General features: G+C 70.1%; 16 protein-coding genes. 11 read left to right on the forward strand and 5 right to left on the reverse strand.

What is annotated here, in order from left to right; translation table 11 throughout:
• The first annotated feature begins 42 nt into the window (after nucleotides 1-42).
• The 7 genes from ACFWMR_RS16950 (at nucleotide 43) to ACFWMR_RS16980 (ending at nucleotide 7,137) form a co-directional block, all read left to right on the forward strand.
• The gene (locus tag ACFWMR_RS16950; protein WP_378379009.1) at nucleotides 43-462 is read left to right on the forward strand and encodes a DUF1707 SHOCT-like domain-containing protein; all 420 of its coding nucleotides are present in this window, start codon (nucleotides 43-45) and stop codon (nucleotides 460-462) included.
• A 170-nt stretch (nucleotides 463-632) separates the two neighbouring features.
• Nucleotides 633-920 carry a chorismate mutase gene (locus tag ACFWMR_RS16955; RefSeq protein WP_093935160.1) on the forward strand — a complete coding sequence of 96 codons (288 nt, stop codon included), beginning with the start codon at nucleotides 633-635 and terminating at the stop codon, nucleotides 918-920.
• A gap of 288 nt (nucleotides 921-1,208) precedes the next feature.
• Entirely contained in the window at nucleotides 1,209-1,514 is a 306-nt protein-coding gene (locus tag ACFWMR_RS16960; RefSeq protein ID WP_093935161.1) for a hypothetical protein, read from the forward strand.
• Nucleotides 1,515-1,853: 339 nt separating this feature from the next.
• A complete protein-coding gene (locus tag ACFWMR_RS16965; protein WP_378379010.1) occupies nucleotides 1,854-3,089 on the forward strand; it encodes a hypothetical protein in 1,236 nt (411 codons plus the stop codon).
• 255 nt (nucleotides 3,090-3,344) lie between these two features.
• Nucleotides 3,345-4,190, forward strand: a complete 846-nt coding sequence (locus tag ACFWMR_RS16970; protein WP_378379011.1) for a hypothetical protein — start codon at nucleotides 3,345-3,347, stop codon at nucleotides 4,188-4,190.
• 219 nt (nucleotides 4,191-4,409) lie between these two features.
• A complete protein-coding gene (locus tag ACFWMR_RS16975; RefSeq protein ID WP_378379012.1) occupies nucleotides 4,410-6,053 on the forward strand; it encodes a serine/threonine-protein kinase in 1,644 nt (547 codons plus the stop codon).
• Between the two features lie 13 nt (nucleotides 6,054-6,066).
• Nucleotides 6,067-7,137 (forward strand): serine/threonine-protein kinase, encoded by a 1,071-nt coding sequence (locus ACFWMR_RS16980; RefSeq protein ID WP_093935165.1) that lies wholly within the window; start codon nucleotides 6,067-6,069, stop codon nucleotides 7,135-7,137.
• Here ACFWMR_RS16980 and ACFWMR_RS16985 read toward each other — a convergent pair.
• Together ACFWMR_RS16985 and ACFWMR_RS16990 are read right to left on the reverse strand one after the other, a co-directional pair.
• Nucleotides 7,134-7,802, reverse strand: a complete 669-nt coding sequence (locus ACFWMR_RS16985; RefSeq protein ID WP_378275701.1) for an alpha/beta fold hydrolase — start codon at nucleotides 7,800-7,802, stop codon at nucleotides 7,134-7,136. The two genes, ACFWMR_RS16980 and ACFWMR_RS16985, sit on opposite strands and share 4 nt — an antisense overlap.
• Nucleotides 7,803-7,920: 118 nt before the next feature.
• Nucleotides 7,921-8,820, reverse strand: coding sequence for a LysR family transcriptional regulator (locus tag ACFWMR_RS16990; protein WP_093935167.1), 900 nt, complete (start codon nucleotides 8,818-8,820; stop codon nucleotides 7,921-7,923).
• A 102-nt stretch (nucleotides 8,821-8,922) separates the two neighbouring features.
• Here ACFWMR_RS16990 and ACFWMR_RS16995 point away from each other — a divergent pair, with 102 nt between their 5' ends.
• Nucleotides 8,923-9,864, forward strand: a complete 942-nt coding sequence (locus tag ACFWMR_RS16995) for a DMT family transporter (RefSeq protein ID WP_093935168.1) — start codon at nucleotides 8,923-8,925, stop codon at nucleotides 9,862-9,864.
• Nucleotides 9,861-10,208 (forward strand): hypothetical protein, encoded by a 348-nt coding sequence (locus ACFWMR_RS17000; RefSeq protein WP_378275699.1) that lies wholly within the window; start codon nucleotides 9,861-9,863, stop codon nucleotides 10,206-10,208. The genes ACFWMR_RS16995 and ACFWMR_RS17000 overlap by 4 nt, the downstream gene beginning before the upstream one ends.
• A 150-nt stretch (nucleotides 10,209-10,358) precedes the next feature.
• Here the strand turns inward: ACFWMR_RS17000 and ACFWMR_RS17005 are convergent, their stop codons facing one another.
• The 3 genes from ACFWMR_RS17005 to ACFWMR_RS17015 are packed head-to-tail and all read right to left on the reverse strand — an operon-like array spanning nucleotide 10,359 to nucleotide 12,798.
• Nucleotides 10,359-10,727, reverse strand: a complete 369-nt coding sequence (locus ACFWMR_RS17005; RefSeq protein ID WP_093938461.1) for a DUF4345 family protein — start codon at nucleotides 10,725-10,727, stop codon at nucleotides 10,359-10,361.
• On the reverse strand, nucleotides 10,728-11,435 hold the full coding sequence (locus ACFWMR_RS17010; RefSeq protein ID WP_093938460.1) for a response regulator: 708 nt from the start codon (nucleotides 11,433-11,435) through the stop codon (nucleotides 10,728-10,730).
• A gap of 7 nt (nucleotides 11,436-11,442) precedes the next feature.
• A complete protein-coding gene (locus ACFWMR_RS17015; RefSeq protein ID WP_093938459.1) occupies nucleotides 11,443-12,798 on the reverse strand; it encodes an ATP-binding protein in 1,356 nt (451 codons plus the stop codon).
• Nucleotides 12,799-12,909: 111 nt separating this feature from the next.
• Between ACFWMR_RS17015 and ACFWMR_RS17020 the strand changes: the two genes are divergently transcribed.
• Both ACFWMR_RS17020 and ACFWMR_RS17025 read left to right on the forward strand, forming a co-directional pair.
• Nucleotides 12,910-14,181 (forward strand): PspC domain-containing protein, encoded by a 1,272-nt coding sequence (locus ACFWMR_RS17020; protein WP_378275696.1) that lies wholly within the window; start codon nucleotides 12,910-12,912, stop codon nucleotides 14,179-14,181.
• Nucleotides 14,174-14,410: a hypothetical protein gene (locus ACFWMR_RS17025; RefSeq protein ID WP_093938457.1), complete on the forward strand. Its 237-nt coding sequence runs from the start codon at nucleotides 14,174-14,176 to the stop codon at nucleotides 14,408-14,410. The genes ACFWMR_RS17020 and ACFWMR_RS17025 overlap by 8 nt, the downstream gene beginning before the upstream one ends.
• Nucleotides 14,411-14,511: the final 101 nt, after the last annotated feature.

Raw genomic sequence — 14,511 nt, forward strand, 5'->3', positions numbered from 1 at the left:
GTCCGACGCGCGGACGGTGTTCGCGGCGGAGGATCGGATGCCATGGACGCCAACGGAATTCCCTCCCGGCTCAGGGCCGCCGACGCCGACCGCGAGCGGGTCGCCTCGCTCATCCAGGCCGCCGGCGGCGAAGGCCGTCTCACTCTCGAAGAAGTGGAAGACCGGCTGAGTGCTGTGTATTCCGCCAAATACACGGACGAACTCGCCACCCTCACCTCGGATCTGCCGAAATCCGCGCCGAAGCGGCGTCCCGTCGTCTTCGCGCATCGCGCGGTGCGGATCCACCTCGCGGTGGCCGTCGTGCTTTCGGTGCTGCTGATCGCGCGCTGGGTGGTTTCGGGGGTGCCGTTCTTCTGGCCCGCGATGCCGATGTTCTGGCTGGCCATGAGCGTCCTCGTGCACGCGCGTGTCCGCGGGGCGCGCCGCCGCTTCGAGCCGGAGGACGGTGTCGCTGTGGCATAATGGCCCACATGCGGCACCTCGCGACGCGATTTTTTTACGGGACCCGGACTCCGGCTCCCGTGATCGCATAGTGCCGAAATGCCATCACCCGAAGCCCCGGAGTCCGCGGACCCCGGGGCTTTACGCTGTTCCGGGGGCCAGCAGGGAATCCGGACCGAAGAGAGGTCCCGATGGACACCACACAGAAGCCGGACGCCGAAGAACCCACCGCCACCGCCGAAGAGATCGGTGAGCTCCGCGAGGAGATCGACTTCCTCGACGGCGAGATCCTGCGGCTGGTCAAACGCCGCGTGGAGGTTTCCAAGACGATCGGCGCCGCCAGGATGGCCGCGGGCGGCACGAGGATCGTCTACAACCGTGAGATGGACGTGCTGGCGCGCTACCGCGAACTCGGGCCGGAGGGGCGGCAGCTGGCGATGGCGCTGTTGAACCTGGGCCGGGGCAGGCTGGGCCGGTAGGGGCGATAGCAAAGGTCCCTTGCTCCCCCGCGCCCACTCGGATCGCGTTTAGCCCGCTAAACGCGATCCAGCCACGTCGAGAACGCCCGGTGAGGGCTGTCGAGGGATGAGGCGAGCGTGTCGTGCCCGACTTGTCCTGTGCCGCCAGGGTCTGCGGCGTCTCGGGTACCTCCAGGTTCGCCTTTAGCGGGCTAAACGCGATCCGGCAACGTCACGATCTCGTGCCGTGAGGCGAAACTCAGGGTGTTCCCCGAGCCATGGCGGCGCGAGAACAGGCAAACTGGACACATGATTAACCTCATCGCCGTGATCGTCGCGATCGCCGGTGTGCTCGCCGCATTGGGCCATCTCGGTTATCTCGCCATGTTGAACAACGCGGCGGGTAAGCGCGCGGGCGGTACGCCCATCGCCCAGTACGTCAAGACGCGCTGGCCGATCGCGGCGGGTACCACCGCGGCCTCGTTGTTCGCCTGGCTGCTCACTAGTGGGGGAACGCCCCTCGACATCATCGCCATTTTGCTTGCAGCGGGTAGCGGAATCACGGCCACCAAGGCCTTGCAATCGACCCAGCAGAAGTACCGCAGCGGCAGCTGAACGGCTTCACCAGCACCGATTGCACTGCGTAACGTCACCGAGGCCCATTCGGGCGCGCCCGACAGAGTGAAACATCTGCAACTTGCAGAGCGGGTGAAGACTTGCGGGGTGCCGGGCTCTTAGTGTGGACCTCGTGAGGACCCTTGCGTCTGGGTCGGGCGATGCCCGCATGGCGCGCGGGGGCTACGGCCCCGCGCGCCCACAGTCGCATGCGCGTGCATTTGCTCACGAGACTGCCCGGGAGTCTGCAAGCGAGGGATCCCGTGAAACCGCTGCTCCGTTCGGCTTAATCGGTGTCACATCGCCGTCAGGGGCGGCCCACGAGGGGGTCGCTCGGACATGAACGGCTGGGTGGAACACCAAGGACGGGACGGCGCCGCGCAGGCGGGCCGTCACCGGGTGGGCGGCACCGAGAGCTGGACCCCACCCGTGTCGCCGAGGCGACAGCGTCCGACCGGGCACGGGCACCACGCACACCGTGAGTTCGCCCCGCCTTCCACCGGTTCCCTTCCTCTGCCGCCACCGCGGAACAGGAGGGCGCCGAGCCCCGGCTACGCCCCATCGAGCGGCAGGCTGCCGCTCCCCCAGCCCGCTCGCGAGGTGCCCGTGGAACGCCCGGCACGCGTCGAGGTCTCGTTCACCGAACCCGTCGTCCCGCCTTCCGCGGAAGAACGGCGTGCGAAGGCCGCACAACGCACCAAGGTGACGCTGACAGCGCCCGCCCCCCGCCGCCCCGAACCGGTCGAGACCGACGACGACGTCCGCGTCTATCTAGCCCCACCCCTCGACGGGCTGAGCACCTTCGACCTCGGTTCGGTCCCGGCTTCGGTGACTCCGCCCAAGACCTGGCGCAAGGCCGCCTGGTTCGCGGCGGCGGCGTCCGCGCTGGTCGTCGTCGGCCTGCTTTTCGCCGGTTCGTTCCTGGTCGGCAAACCCGCCCCGGAGCAGCAGAGCCAGGGCGGCTGGCCCGGATACCGCGGCGGCAGCCCGCTGACCAACGAAGGCCTCGCCGGCAATCCGACCACGCAGCCGCAGGGCGGCGCGGCGGGCAACCCGTCCGATTCCGCGACCGATTCCTCTTCCCAGGACGACCGCAGCTCCTCCAACTCCGGCACCCCCTCGGACGACGAGAGCACCGGCGACGGCGAGACGCGGCCCGGCGCGGGCGGACCGGTCACGACCGGACGGCCCGCGACGTCGTCGAGCGCGCGGCCGCCGCAGAAACCGCCGGTCATGCCCGCCGACCGCACCACCACGACCTCGCCCTGGTACGCGTCGCAGCCGGACGCGCAGGCGATGGGCGACCACACCGAGACCTTCCTCAACAGTGTCACCACCAACCCCCAGCAGGCCGCCGCGGTGACCTCCGGTGGCCTGCGTGAAGAAGGCGCGCAGGGCCTCCGTGAGCGCTACGCCGACGTCGCCTACTTCGAGGTCAAGAAGGTCAGCATCGACCAGCGCCGCGGCGTCACGGTCAACACCGTCGAAGTCACTCACAAAGACGGAACGAAGACCATGGAACAGCGCACGTTCACCTTCGGTGACGACGACAAGATCGTCGACGACGGCATGTAGGCGATCGCGCACGTGCAAGTGTCCTGTTCCTCTGCACGTGCGGTGCGACGAGCGGTTGTCCCTGGTCCGGGTGGGTGACCTAAGCTGCCGTTCGTCGTATCGCGATGGCATTCCGGCGATAGAGCCTGGCCGTGGGCCGTCTCCACAGGGTTACCTGACGACAGCAAGGTTCGCACCGTTCAGAAGACGGCCGCGCGGACCAATGGCGTCGGCCGAACGGCCCAGCGCCTGCCCCGGACCAGAGCGAGGAATTTCGTGCTTGATCGACAGCGCATACGGCGTGAAGACGCCGTACGTGTCGAGGACGTCATCCCGGAAGAGATCCTGAACGACACCCGCGTCGACCGCGAGTATCTCGAGCAGGTCTTCCGTGAGCCGCAGAAGTTCGTTCCCGCCCGCACCCGTGAAGAGCCGTCGCCGCGCCCCGAACCGGACGAGGACGAGCCGGAGAGCCGCGCCGCCCGGCGGGCCAAGATGGCCGGTCTCGTCGCCGCCGGACTGCTGGTCGCGGGCGCCGTCGTCACCGCGGGCGTGCTCGCGGGGACCCAGCGGCAGGGCTCGGTGACGAGCGCCGCCGCACCCGAGGTGATGAGCGGAGCCGCCGCGCTCGGCGGGCTCGCCGTCCCGGACTCCACCGAGCCGCAGCGCAAGCACGAGAAGCCGACGTCGACGAGCGCCAGCACGACGGCCCAGCCGTCTTCGGGCACCGGGTCGGGTTCGCTGTCGAGGCAGGGCTCGGCCACCAGCAGCACCAGCTCGCGGCCGGCGGCCAAACCGGCCGCGATCAGCACGGCCGAGGGCAAGATCGACGCGGTCCGGAAGTTCTACCAGACCGTCGACGCCGATCCCTACGGCGCGAAGTCGCTGCTCACGCCGCTGCTGGCCGAGTCCGAAGCCGGCAAGCTGATCGAGGCGTGGAGCTCCATGGACGCCATCCAGATCCAGGACATCCGGGAACAGGCCGACGGCACGATCCTCGCCGTGGTGACCATGCGGAACCCGGACGGCGGCCTGGTGCGGGTCACGCAGGTGCTGGAATTCGCCGACGAGACGTCCGGTCTGATCACCGACGCCCGGCTGCTGTCCGCGCAGCACATGTGACGGACACCCCGCGTAGACAGGCCCTCCACCCAGGGCGATCAGTGTGTACCGCGTGTGTGTGCGCAGAGTGAGCGCCTAGCCTTGTCACGAGTCGGTCTCGGAAAAGCCGGCACACAGACCACTACATGTGCATACGCTCCAACGCTGTGGCGTGCTGAAGGCCGCACCGCGTGCGCGGACGACTCCGCGACGTGAAGACGGAGCCCAAAGGGAGGTCGCGTGAGCGACGAGGGTCGCCTGGTCGCCGGTCGATACCGCATAGTCCAGCGGATCGGCACAGGCGCGATGGGTGCCGTCTGGCAAGCGCATGACGAGGTACTCGGCCGCACGGTGGCGATCAAGCAGTTGCTGCTGCAGCCCGGCCTCGAGGCCCAAGGCGCCGAAGACGCCCGCCAGCGCACGATGCGGGAAGGCCGGATCGCCGCCAGGCTGCACCACCCGAACGCCATCTCGGTGTTCGACGTCGTCACCGACGACAACGGTCAGCCCTGCCTGATCATGGAGTACCTGAACTCCACCAGCCTCGCCCAGGTGCTGCAGGAGGAGCGGACGCTGCCACCGACCGAGGTGGCGCGGATCGGCGCGCAGGTCGCCGCGGCGCTGACCGAGGCGCACGCGGTCGGCATCGTGCACCGGGACATCAAGCCCGGCAACATCCTGCTGGCGCCCAACGGCACCGTGAAGATCACCGACTTCGGCATCTCGCGGGCCAAGGACGACGTCACGGTCACGAAGACCGGGATGATCGCCGGCACCCCTGCCTACCTGGCGCCCGAGGTGGCCATCGGCGGGGATCCCGGTCCCGAGTCCGACGTGTTCTCGCTCGGCTCGACGCTCTACGCGGCCTGCGAAGGCCAGCCGCCGTTCGGGCTCAGCGAGAACACGCTGAGCCTGCTGCACGCGGTCGCGGCCGGGCAGATCATCCCGCCGCGCCAGTCCGGCCCGCTCGCCAGCGTGCTGGCCGTGCTGCTGCACCCGGAGGTGCGGCACCGCCCCACCGCCGAAGAGTGCGAAGAACTCCTCGCCGCCGTCGCGCGGGGCGAGACGCCACTGGGCGGTCCCGCCGACGACACCATGCTCGCCGCCCCGGTCGCGGGCGCGCTCGCCGGCGGTCTCGCGGGAGCGGGCGTGACCCAGGCGCTCGACAGCGAGTCGGCCGGTCATTCGGGCTCGCTCCTCGACGACCAGGCCGCGGCGGGGCCGTACTACGACGACGAGGACGACTACCACCAGCCGCCCGCGTCGAGGTACCCGGAAGACGACTACGACGGGTACGACAACTACGACGAGACGGCGTTGCTGTCCGAACGCGGTCACCCCGGTGGCGGCCCGGCGCCCACGCGCGCCGTCCCGATCCCCGCGGGCGGCTACGACGACGATCCGTATGACGACGACTACGACGACCAGCCTCCTCCTCCCCCGCCGCCGCCCACCCGGGCGCAGACCAGCCCGGTGGACGAGGACGACGACGAGAAACCGGGCGCGTGGAAGAAGCCCGCGATCATCGGCGGTGTCGTGGTCGTGGCGCTGGCCGCGCTGGGCTTCTGGCTGCTGAGCCCGAACAACCCGGAAGCGCCCGCGCAGGTGGGGAACTCCTCGACGAAGCCGTCCCCGTCGCCGACGTCCTCGGCTGCCGAGACGACGGAACCGCCGTCGGAGACGCAGTCGGCCGAGCCGCCCAAGGAGACGTCGTCGTCGAAGAAGACGTCGAGCAAGGCGACCCAGACGCAGGAGCCGGATCCGCCCACGCCGACGAGGACTCCCACCAAGACGACTCCGACGAAGACGTCGGTTACGACGACGCCCTCTAAGTCGAACGAACCGACCGATTCGTCATCCGCTCCGCCGCCGGCCAACGGGTGATCTGAGGATTGCATTGAGTTCTGAAGGTTCCATCGTCGGCGGCCGGTACCGCCTGGACCAGCCCATCGGGCGTGGCCGGGCGGGCATCGTGTGGCTGGCGTTCGACACCCGCCTGCTGCGCACGGTCGCGATGAAGCGCATGTACCTGCCCGTCGGCCTGCCGCCGGATCGGGCGGAGCAGGCCAAGGCCGTCGTCGTCCAGGAGGGCAAGGACGCGGCCAAGTTCGAGCACGCCACCGCCATCAAGGTGTACGACGTGCTGCCCGACGGCCCGGACGTGTGGCTGGTGATGGAGTACATCCCGTCGCGCGGGATGTCGACCTTCCTGGCCGAGCACGGCAGGCTGACCGCGGAGCAGGCCGCCGCCCTGGGCATCATGCTCGGCCGCGCGCTGGCCGCGATGCACGAGGCCGGGGTGGTGCACCGGACCGTCGAGCCGGGCACGGTCCTGCTGGCCGACGACGGCGGTGTGAAGCTCACCGACATCGGCATCACCGGTGGTGGCGCGACTCCGGCGTACCGGGCGCCCGAAGTGGCGCGTGGCGAGCCGGCGACTTCGGCGTCCGACGTGTTCTCTCTTGGCGCGACGCTGTACACGGCCGTCGAAGGGGTTCCTCCGTTCGGCGAGGACGGCGAATCGTCGGAACGGCCGCCGCAGACCGCCGGTCCGCTGGCCGGTGCGCTGCGCAAGATGCTGCGGGCCGAGCCGGACGTGCGGCCGACGATGGCCGACACGGTCCGCTCGCTGGGCGCGATCACCGAGGGGCGGCAGACGGCGTTCATTCCGCCGACCGCGCCCGCCATGCCGACGATGCCGGCGTCGATGCCGGTCCCGATGCAGCAGGCGCCGCCACAGCAGCCGGTTCCGCAGTTCCTCCAGCAGCAACCGCCGCCGCAGCAACAACCGCAGCAGTATCAGCCGCCGCAGCAGCAGTACGTGCCACCGGCGCCGCAGCAGCAGTACGCTCCCGCGGCGCCGGCCGCGGCGAAATCGCCCGACACCCGCAAGTGGCTGATCACGGCGGGTGCCGTGGTGGCGGCGATCCTCATCGGAGTGCTGTTCGCGGAACTGTTCCTGATCTAGAGCCGCTCGCGGATCAGCGTCGCGAGTTCGACGGGGCGGCTGAGGAACGGGCTGTGGCTCGCCCGCCAGGTGACCGTCGTTTCGCAGCGGGCGGCGAAGTGGGCGACCATTTCCGGGGCGAGCGCCCGGTCTTCGGAGCAGACGATGTAGGTGTTCGGGGTGTCCTTCCAGGACGCCCCGGTCGGCGATTCGGTGAAGATCGAGACGGGCTCCGGGCGAAGCAACGCGATGGCGCGCTCGGCGACGGCGTCCGAGCAGTCGGCGTACAGGGCCTCGCGGGCGGCGGCGGGGTCGAGGTGGGTCATGCCCTCGTCGTCGAAGATCAAGGGCAGCGACTCGGGTTCGCGGCCGGTTTCCTCGGTGACCCGCTCGATCCAGTACCGGGCGGTCTCCCCCGGTTCGCTGATGATCGCGGCCAGGAGGATCAGGTGCGATACCCCCGTGAGCCCGCTGGCGATCACTCCGCCGTAGGAGTGCCCGAGCACGACCGGCGGTTCGGCCGCCTGGTCGACGATCTCCTGGACGGTACGGGTGACTTCGGCGATCGGTCGCGCGCCGACGTCGGGGACGGTGACGTCGACGCCTTCCCGGCGCAGGCGCTCGGCGACGTCGTCGAAATGGGCGGGCTGGTGCCAAGAGCCGTGCAGGATGATCAGGGGACGCACGGGGGTCCTTTCACTGGCGGAATTCGTGGCTTCCCTGCCAGGTTGTCGACCGCCGGTGCGGCTGTTCAAGCCCAGCCGGTTTTCCTGCCCAACCGATCACTCCCCACTACCCGTCCGGTCAGGCCGCCAGGGCACCTTCGCGGATCGCGCTGAGGAACCGCCGCACCGCCGGGTGTTCCCTGGCGTGCGCGGCGACGGCCGCGTGGATGGACCGCACCGGATCGGGACGCCGGACCTTGCGGATGGCGACGCCGGGATGCGGGGCGCCGAGGCCGAGTTCCGGGATGAGCGCGACGCCGAGCCCGGCGGCCACGAACCCTTGCGCCGTCTGGTAATCCTCGGATTCGACGACATGGTTCGGGGCGAATCCGGCCGCGCCGCAGGCGTCGAGCAGGATGTCGCGGCAGGCGCCGGGGAGACCGTCGACGCCGACCCACGGATCCTCCGCGAGCTCGGCGAGATCGAGGACACGCTTGCGGGCGAGCCGGTGGTTCTTCGGCAGGATCGCGCGGTACGGGTCGTCGAGGAGGTGGATGTACTCGGCGCCCTTGATCCGGGGAGTGGTGCTGGGGAGCACGATCATCGCGACGTCGGCCTTGCCCGACTCGATCTCGGGCAGCGAATCGTCGGGCTCAACGAGTTTCAGGTCGAGGCGGACACCCGGGAACTCGCGGCGCAGCGCGGCGACGGCCAAGGGCACCAAGGAAGCGCCCGCGGTGGCGAAGTAGCGGATCGCGAGCCTGCCGGTGCGCCCCTCCTTGAGTTCGGTGAGCGCGGCTTCGGCCTTCGCGAGCTGGGTGCTCAGCGTCTCCGCGTGTTCGGACAGCAGCGAACCGGCCGGGGTCGGCCGTACGCCGCGGCCGACGCGTTCGAGCAGCTCGACGCCCGCTTCCTTTTCCAGGGTGGACAATTGCTGGCTGATCGCGGAAGGTGTGTAGCCCAGATTCCGGGCGGCGGCGGTGATCGAACCGCTGCTGATCACGGCTCGGAGGACCTGCATGCGGCGGACGTCCAGCATGCTCCGATCTTACAGTTCTCCTTAAGACTTCATGCAGTTATTTTCGCTTGTCCTTACGCGTCGGCGCGGTGAAGCTGAGCCGGACACTTAAGGAGGACTGGGGTGGGCGAGACGAAGACCCTGCTGCGGATCGGCGCGCTGGCGCTCATGTGGGGATCGAGTTTCTTCTGGATCAAACTGGGGCTGGGCGCGTTTTCCCCGGTGCAGCTGGTGCTGGCGCGGGTGGCGCTCGGCGCGGCCGTGCTGATCGGGCTCTGCTACCTCGGCCGGGACAGGCTGCCGTCGGGACGACGGATCTGGGGACATCTGGCCGTCGCGGCGTTCTTCCACAACGCGCTGCCGTTCCTGCTGTTCGCGTGGGGCGAGCTGACCGTCGACTCCGGGATCACCGGCGTCCTGAACGCGACGACGCCGTTGTGGGTGCTGCTCGCCGCGCCGATGCTGGGAGCGCGCACGAAGATGACCTCGGTCCGGGTCGCCGGGCTGATCGCCGGACTCGCCGGGATCCTGCTGATCTTCGCGCCGTGGCAGGCGTCCGGGCTGCTCAGCTGGGGCGCGCTGGCGTGCCTCGCGGCGGCCGCGAGCTACGGTTTCGCGTTCGTCTACGAGGGCAAGTACCTCACCGGCACCGGTGACTCGCCGCTGTCGCTGGCGGGCGGGCAGATGCTGCTCGCGACCGGGTTCCTGCTGCTGGCGATGCCGATGGGCGGTTTCGAACCGGTGCACCTGAGCACCGGCGCGATCGTGGCGGTGGTGATCCTGGGGATCGGGTCGACCGGGATCGCGTTCGCGCTGAACTACCAGCTCCTCGCGAGTGAGGGCGCCGTCGCGGCGTCGATCGTCGGGTACCTGCTGCCGGTGGTCTCGGTGCTGCTGGGCGCGGTGTTCCTGGCCGAGCCGCTGAACCTCCGGGTGATCGCGGGGATGGTCGTCGTGCTGGGCGGGGTCGCGCTGACCCGGCTCCGCCCGAGGGAGCGGGGGACCTTTGCTACCGCCCCCGTGGTGGAGCGCCCCCTGGCCGCCGCCGGGGAGGCCGCGCCGTGACGACGACTTTGTGGCGCCCGACGGGGCCGGTCGAGCTCGACCTCGTGCGGGAGTCGGGCTGGCGCGAGTGGCCGCCGCGGCTGCCGGAGCAGCCGATCTTCTACCCGGTGCTGAACGAGGACTACGCGATCAAGATCGCCCGCGACTGGAACGTGCGGTACGACGGTGCCGGCTTCGTGACGCGGTTCGAGGTCGAGACGGACTTCGTGCAGCGGTACCCCGTCCAGCAGGCGGGCGGGGAGACCATCCTGGAGCTCTGGGTCCCGGCCGAGGATCTGGCCGAGTTCAACACGCACATCGTGGGGAAGATCGAGGTCACCCACGAATTCCGGCCGCCCGCCTGACCTGCGTTTAGCGGGCTAAACGCGCTCCCGCCGGTCCCAGCCGCCGGGCACCTCCCCGGACCGGCGGGAGCGACTTTCGCGGGCTAATCGCGACGCGGTGGGGCCTGGGGGCCGACCGGATCGCGTTTAGCCCGCTAAAGTCGACGCGCGTCAGAGGGCGGAGACGACGAGCAGGGCGGCCATCACCAGCTCGACCCAGAAGTAGAGCCAGCTCGGATAGAACCCCTCGGGCCGTTCCGTGAACCGCGCGACCAACCGCCCGAAGGCCATCCCGACGAGCGCGACGGCCACCGCGATCGCGGCGCCACGCTGGATCCCGCCGACGTCGAAAGCCGCGAACGCGAGCAGCACCGCGACAGCCACCCCGAAGCCGCCGTAAACCGCGCGCACCTCAGTCCGCGCCGTCGCGGAGTCCAGCGTTATCCCGAACGGCCGGATCAGCCGCCGCGGATCGACGAGCCCGAGCAGCCCCATGCCCAGGAAGAACACGGCCACCAGGCCGATGAGAACCGGTGCCACCTAGACGAGACGCCGATCCGAAGCCCACCGCGAAAGCTCGTACCGGTTCGAAAGCTGCGTCTTCCGCAGCACGCTCGACACGTGCGTCTCGACGGTCTTCACCGAGATGAACAGCTCGGACGCGATCTCCTTGTACGCGTAGCCGCGCGCGAGCAGCCGCAGCACGTCGCGTTCCCGCGGCGTCAGCAGGTCCAGGTCCGGGTCGCTGATCGGCGCGGAACCCGGCCGGTCGGCGAACGCGTCGAGCACGAACCCGGCCAGCCGCGGCGAGAACACCGCGTCACCGTCCGAGACCCGCACGACGGCGCGCACGAGTTCCTTCGACGAGATCGTCTTCGTGACGTAGCCGCGCGCCCCGGCCCGGATCACGGCGATCACGTCCTCCGCGGCGTCGGAAACCGACAGCGCGAGGAACACGACGTCCGGCAGTTCCGGCCGGACCCGGCGCAGCACCTCGGCGCCGCCGCCGTCCGGCATGTGCACGTCGAGCAGGACGACCTGCGGTTTGGTCCGGGCGATCCCCGCGACCGCCTCGGCGACCGAACCCGCCTCGCCGACCACGCGGACGTCCTCGGTGATCGAGTCCAGTTCGGTGCGCACGCCGGCCCGGAAGAGCGCGTGGTCGTCGACGAGGAAGACCTTGACCGGCTCCCGCGTCTGCTGGTTCTCCGTCACGATGCTCCCTCGCTCGCCCTGTCCGATGAGCATAGCGACCTCACGCCGCGCCCTTCCCCGCCTTGACCGGCATCTCCAGCTGGACCTCGGTTCCTTCACCCGGTGCGGTACGAAGTTTCAGCTTCCCGCCGTGCCGTTCCATCCGCCCCCGGATGGAATCGGCGAGACCGTGCCGGTCGCTCGGCACGACGTCGGGGTCGAAACCCTTGCCCCTGTCCCGCACGAAAACCGTCACCGCGGTCGGCTCGACCTCGGCGTACACGCTGACCTCGTCGACACCCGCGTGCTTCGCGGCGTTGACGATCGCTTCGCGCGCCGCCTGGACCAGCGCGGTCAGCGGCTCGTTCAGCGTCGCCTCCCCCACGACGACCTGCTGAACCGAGATCGCGAACGCGTCCTCGACTTCGCCGCACGCGGCCGCGAGCACCTCGGACAGCTGTCCGCTGACGGCCTCTTCCTCGGTCTTCTTGCTCTTGCCGTACCCCGAAGGCCCGTACAGCCAGCCGCGCAGCTCGCGTTCCTGCCCGCGCGCGAGCCTGGCGACCTCCCGCGGCGATTCCGACTGCTTCTGGATCAGCGCGAGAGTCTGGAGCACCGAGTCGTGCAGGTGCGCGGCGATCTCCGCGCGTTCGTCGGTGCGGATACGGGCGGTGCGCTCGTCGGACAGGTCGCGGACCAGGCGCAGCCAGAACGGGACGGTCAGCACGGCCACCCCGATCAGCGTCGCGATCACGGCGACCAGCGCGAACTTGACCTGGTCGATGCTGCCGCTCTCCAGGACGACGACGCCGATACCGGTCATCACCAGCGCGACACCGGCGACCACGCGGATCGCGGCCGACCAGCCCCCGCCGCCGAGGAACGCCGTGGCCACGCCGCCCTTGGCGCTGACCCGCCAGCGCCGTCGCTGCGATTCGTCGGCCTCCCGCCAGACGACCGCCGCACCGATCATCGCCAGCGCCAGCGGGATGGCGACCCAGCCGCTGATCAGTCCGGTCAGCGTTCCGCTGGCGACGGCGAGGCCGACACCCAGCGCCATCAGACCGAAAGCCTGCTGCTTCTCCTTGGGCGCGGACTTCTCCGGCTCGACCTCACCGGACTGCTGCTGGACGAACACCCAGAGCAGGCCGTACGCGAGCAGACCGGCGCCGTTCAGCGCGGCCAGCAGCGCGAACGCGGTCCGGACCCAGAGCACCTTGACGCCGAGGTGGTCGGCGAGGCCGCCGGCGACACCCGCGATGGCGCGGCCGGAGCGGCGGCGGTACATCTTGGGCGGCTCGAACGGTGCCGGGGACAGGCTGCCGGGAACGGGCACCGGAGGGCGCTCGATGATGGTCGGCTTCACCTGGTCGGCGAGGTCGGTCGGGGCGGATTCCTGCACGTTCTCCATGGTCACACGGAGTCCCGCACTGATCCATCGGGGAAACCCCTGACTCTTCCCGCTGGGGGAAACCTCAGGGACGTTCCCGGATGTGGCAGGGGGCCGTCGGGGCGCATTCTTTGTGGCATGAGTGGGAGTGAGACACACGTTCCGAAGCGAGGCCCCGCGGCCGGCTTCGAAGAGACCGTCAAGGATTTCTGGCGGAGCAGGCCGGTCCGCCCGGTACACGGCCGTAAGTTCGCCGGTGTCGCCGCCGGTATCGGCTACCGGTACGGCATCGACCCGACCGTGGTCCGCGTCGCGCTGGTCGCCGCGACCGTTTTCGGCGGGTTCGGCGTCTTCGTCTATCTGCTGGGCTGGTTGTTCCTGCCGCAGGAGGGCGACGCCGTTTCCGCGTTCGAGGGCCTGATCGGCCGGGGGCGCGCGTCGAGCTCGCCCGCGTTCGCGGTGCTGCTGCTGATCCTGCTGTTCCCCGGTCTCACCTGGACCTTGAGCGGCGGCTGGATGGCGGACGGCACCGGGCTGATCGGCTTCGCGCTGATGGCTGTCGCGCTGTACCTGCTGCACCGCAATCGCGGACAGTTCAACCGGCCTGTGATGCCCACGCCGGCCCAGCCCGCCGCCGCGTTCTCGATGGCGTCGGCGTCCGCGGCCGCCACCTCGACGGCGACCGAGGGCGGCTGGGACCCGCTCGCGGCCGACCCGTCCGCTTGGGATCTGCCGAACGCTTCGCCGTCCGGCGGCCTGCCGCCGCAGACTCCTCCGCCGCCTCCCGCGCCGCCGGCGCCTCGCGGTCGCAAGTCGAAGATCGGCGCCGCGACCTTCGGGCTCGCCGTGCTGGTCGGCGGTGTCGGCACCGTCCTCGGCCTGGACGGCGAACCGTGGTTCACCATGCAGCACGTCGTCGGGCTCACCCTGGGTGTGGTCGGCATCGGGCTGGTGGCCGGTTCGTTCGTGCGGGGCGGTCGCGGGCTGATCGGGCTGGCGGTGCCGCTGGCGATCGTCGGGATGGCGCTGACCACTATCCCGTTCGAGAACATCTCGGTGAAGGGCGGTCTCGGGGACCTGCGGGCCACGCCGAGTCAGGTGTCCGAGGTGCTTCCGGAGTACCACCGCTCGGCGGGTGACATCGACGTCGACCTGACCAAGCTGCCGGCGGGAGCGTCGGTGTCCACGAAGGTCTCCAGCGGGGCGGGCAACTCGACGGTGCTCGTGCCGGCGGGTGCCGAAGTGAAGGTCTCCTGTGAGACGGGTGCGGGCGACGTCGACTGCCTCGGCCAGTCGCGCTCCGGGGTCGGCGAGGACGCGATCGACTTCACCTCGGCGGGCGACAGCGGGCAGAAGATCACTCTGAAGGTCAAGAACGGTGTCGGAAACGTGGAGGTGCGTCGTGGCTGATTACGACGACTACGACAGCACGCAGACCCAGGCGGCTCAGCCTGCGAAGCGCGGGGTGGACGCCATCACCCTGATCTTCGGGATCGCGACGCTGCTGGTGTCGGGTTACGTCCTCTCGGACGGCGCCTCGTGGCTCCCGCGGTTCGACTTCCGATGGGTCATGGCGGGCGGGGCGATCTTCGTCGGCGTCATGCTCCTCGCCGCCTCTCTGCGCAAGAGCCGCCGCTAGCGGCCGCGCTCACGCTCCACCCCACTCCGAAGGCCCCGGCCCCTCGCCGGGGCCTTCGCCTTGCTCCCACCCCTGCCGACCTGCGTTTAGCCCCCTAATCG

Origin of the sequence: Amycolatopsis thailandensis (genome assembly GCF_042723255.1) — a bacterium.
Lineage (GTDB): Bacteria > Actinomycetota > Actinomycetes > Mycobacteriales > Pseudonocardiaceae > Amycolatopsis > Amycolatopsis thailandensis.

Bases quoted from the DNA above. Each gene is read 5' to 3' on its own strand.
- ACFWMR_RS16960 (WP_093935161.1), top strand. From the start codon at position 1,209: ATGATTAACCTCATCGCCGTGATCGTCGCGATCGCCGGTGTGCTCGCC.
- ACFWMR_RS16950 (WP_378379009.1), top strand. From the start codon at position 43: ATGGACGCCAACGGAATTCCCTCCCGGCTCAGGGCCGCCGACGCCGAC.
- ACFWMR_RS17010 (WP_093938460.1), bottom strand. From the start codon at position 11,435: ATGCTCATCGGACAGGGCGAGCGAGGGAGCATCGTGACGGAGAACCAG.
- ACFWMR_RS17020 (WP_378275696.1), top strand. From the start codon at position 12,910: ATGAGTGGGAGTGAGACACACGTTCCGAAGCGAGGCCCCGCGGCCGGC.
- ACFWMR_RS16990 (WP_093935167.1), bottom strand. From the start codon at position 8,820: ATGCTGGACGTCCGCCGCATGCAGGTCCTCCGAGCCGTGATCAGCAGC.
- ACFWMR_RS16965 (WP_378379010.1), top strand. From the start codon at position 1,854: ATGAACGGCTGGGTGGAACACCAAGGACGGGACGGCGCCGCGCAGGCG.
- ACFWMR_RS16955 (WP_093935160.1), top strand. From the start codon at position 633: ATGGACACCACACAGAAGCCGGACGCCGAAGAACCCACCGCCACCGCC.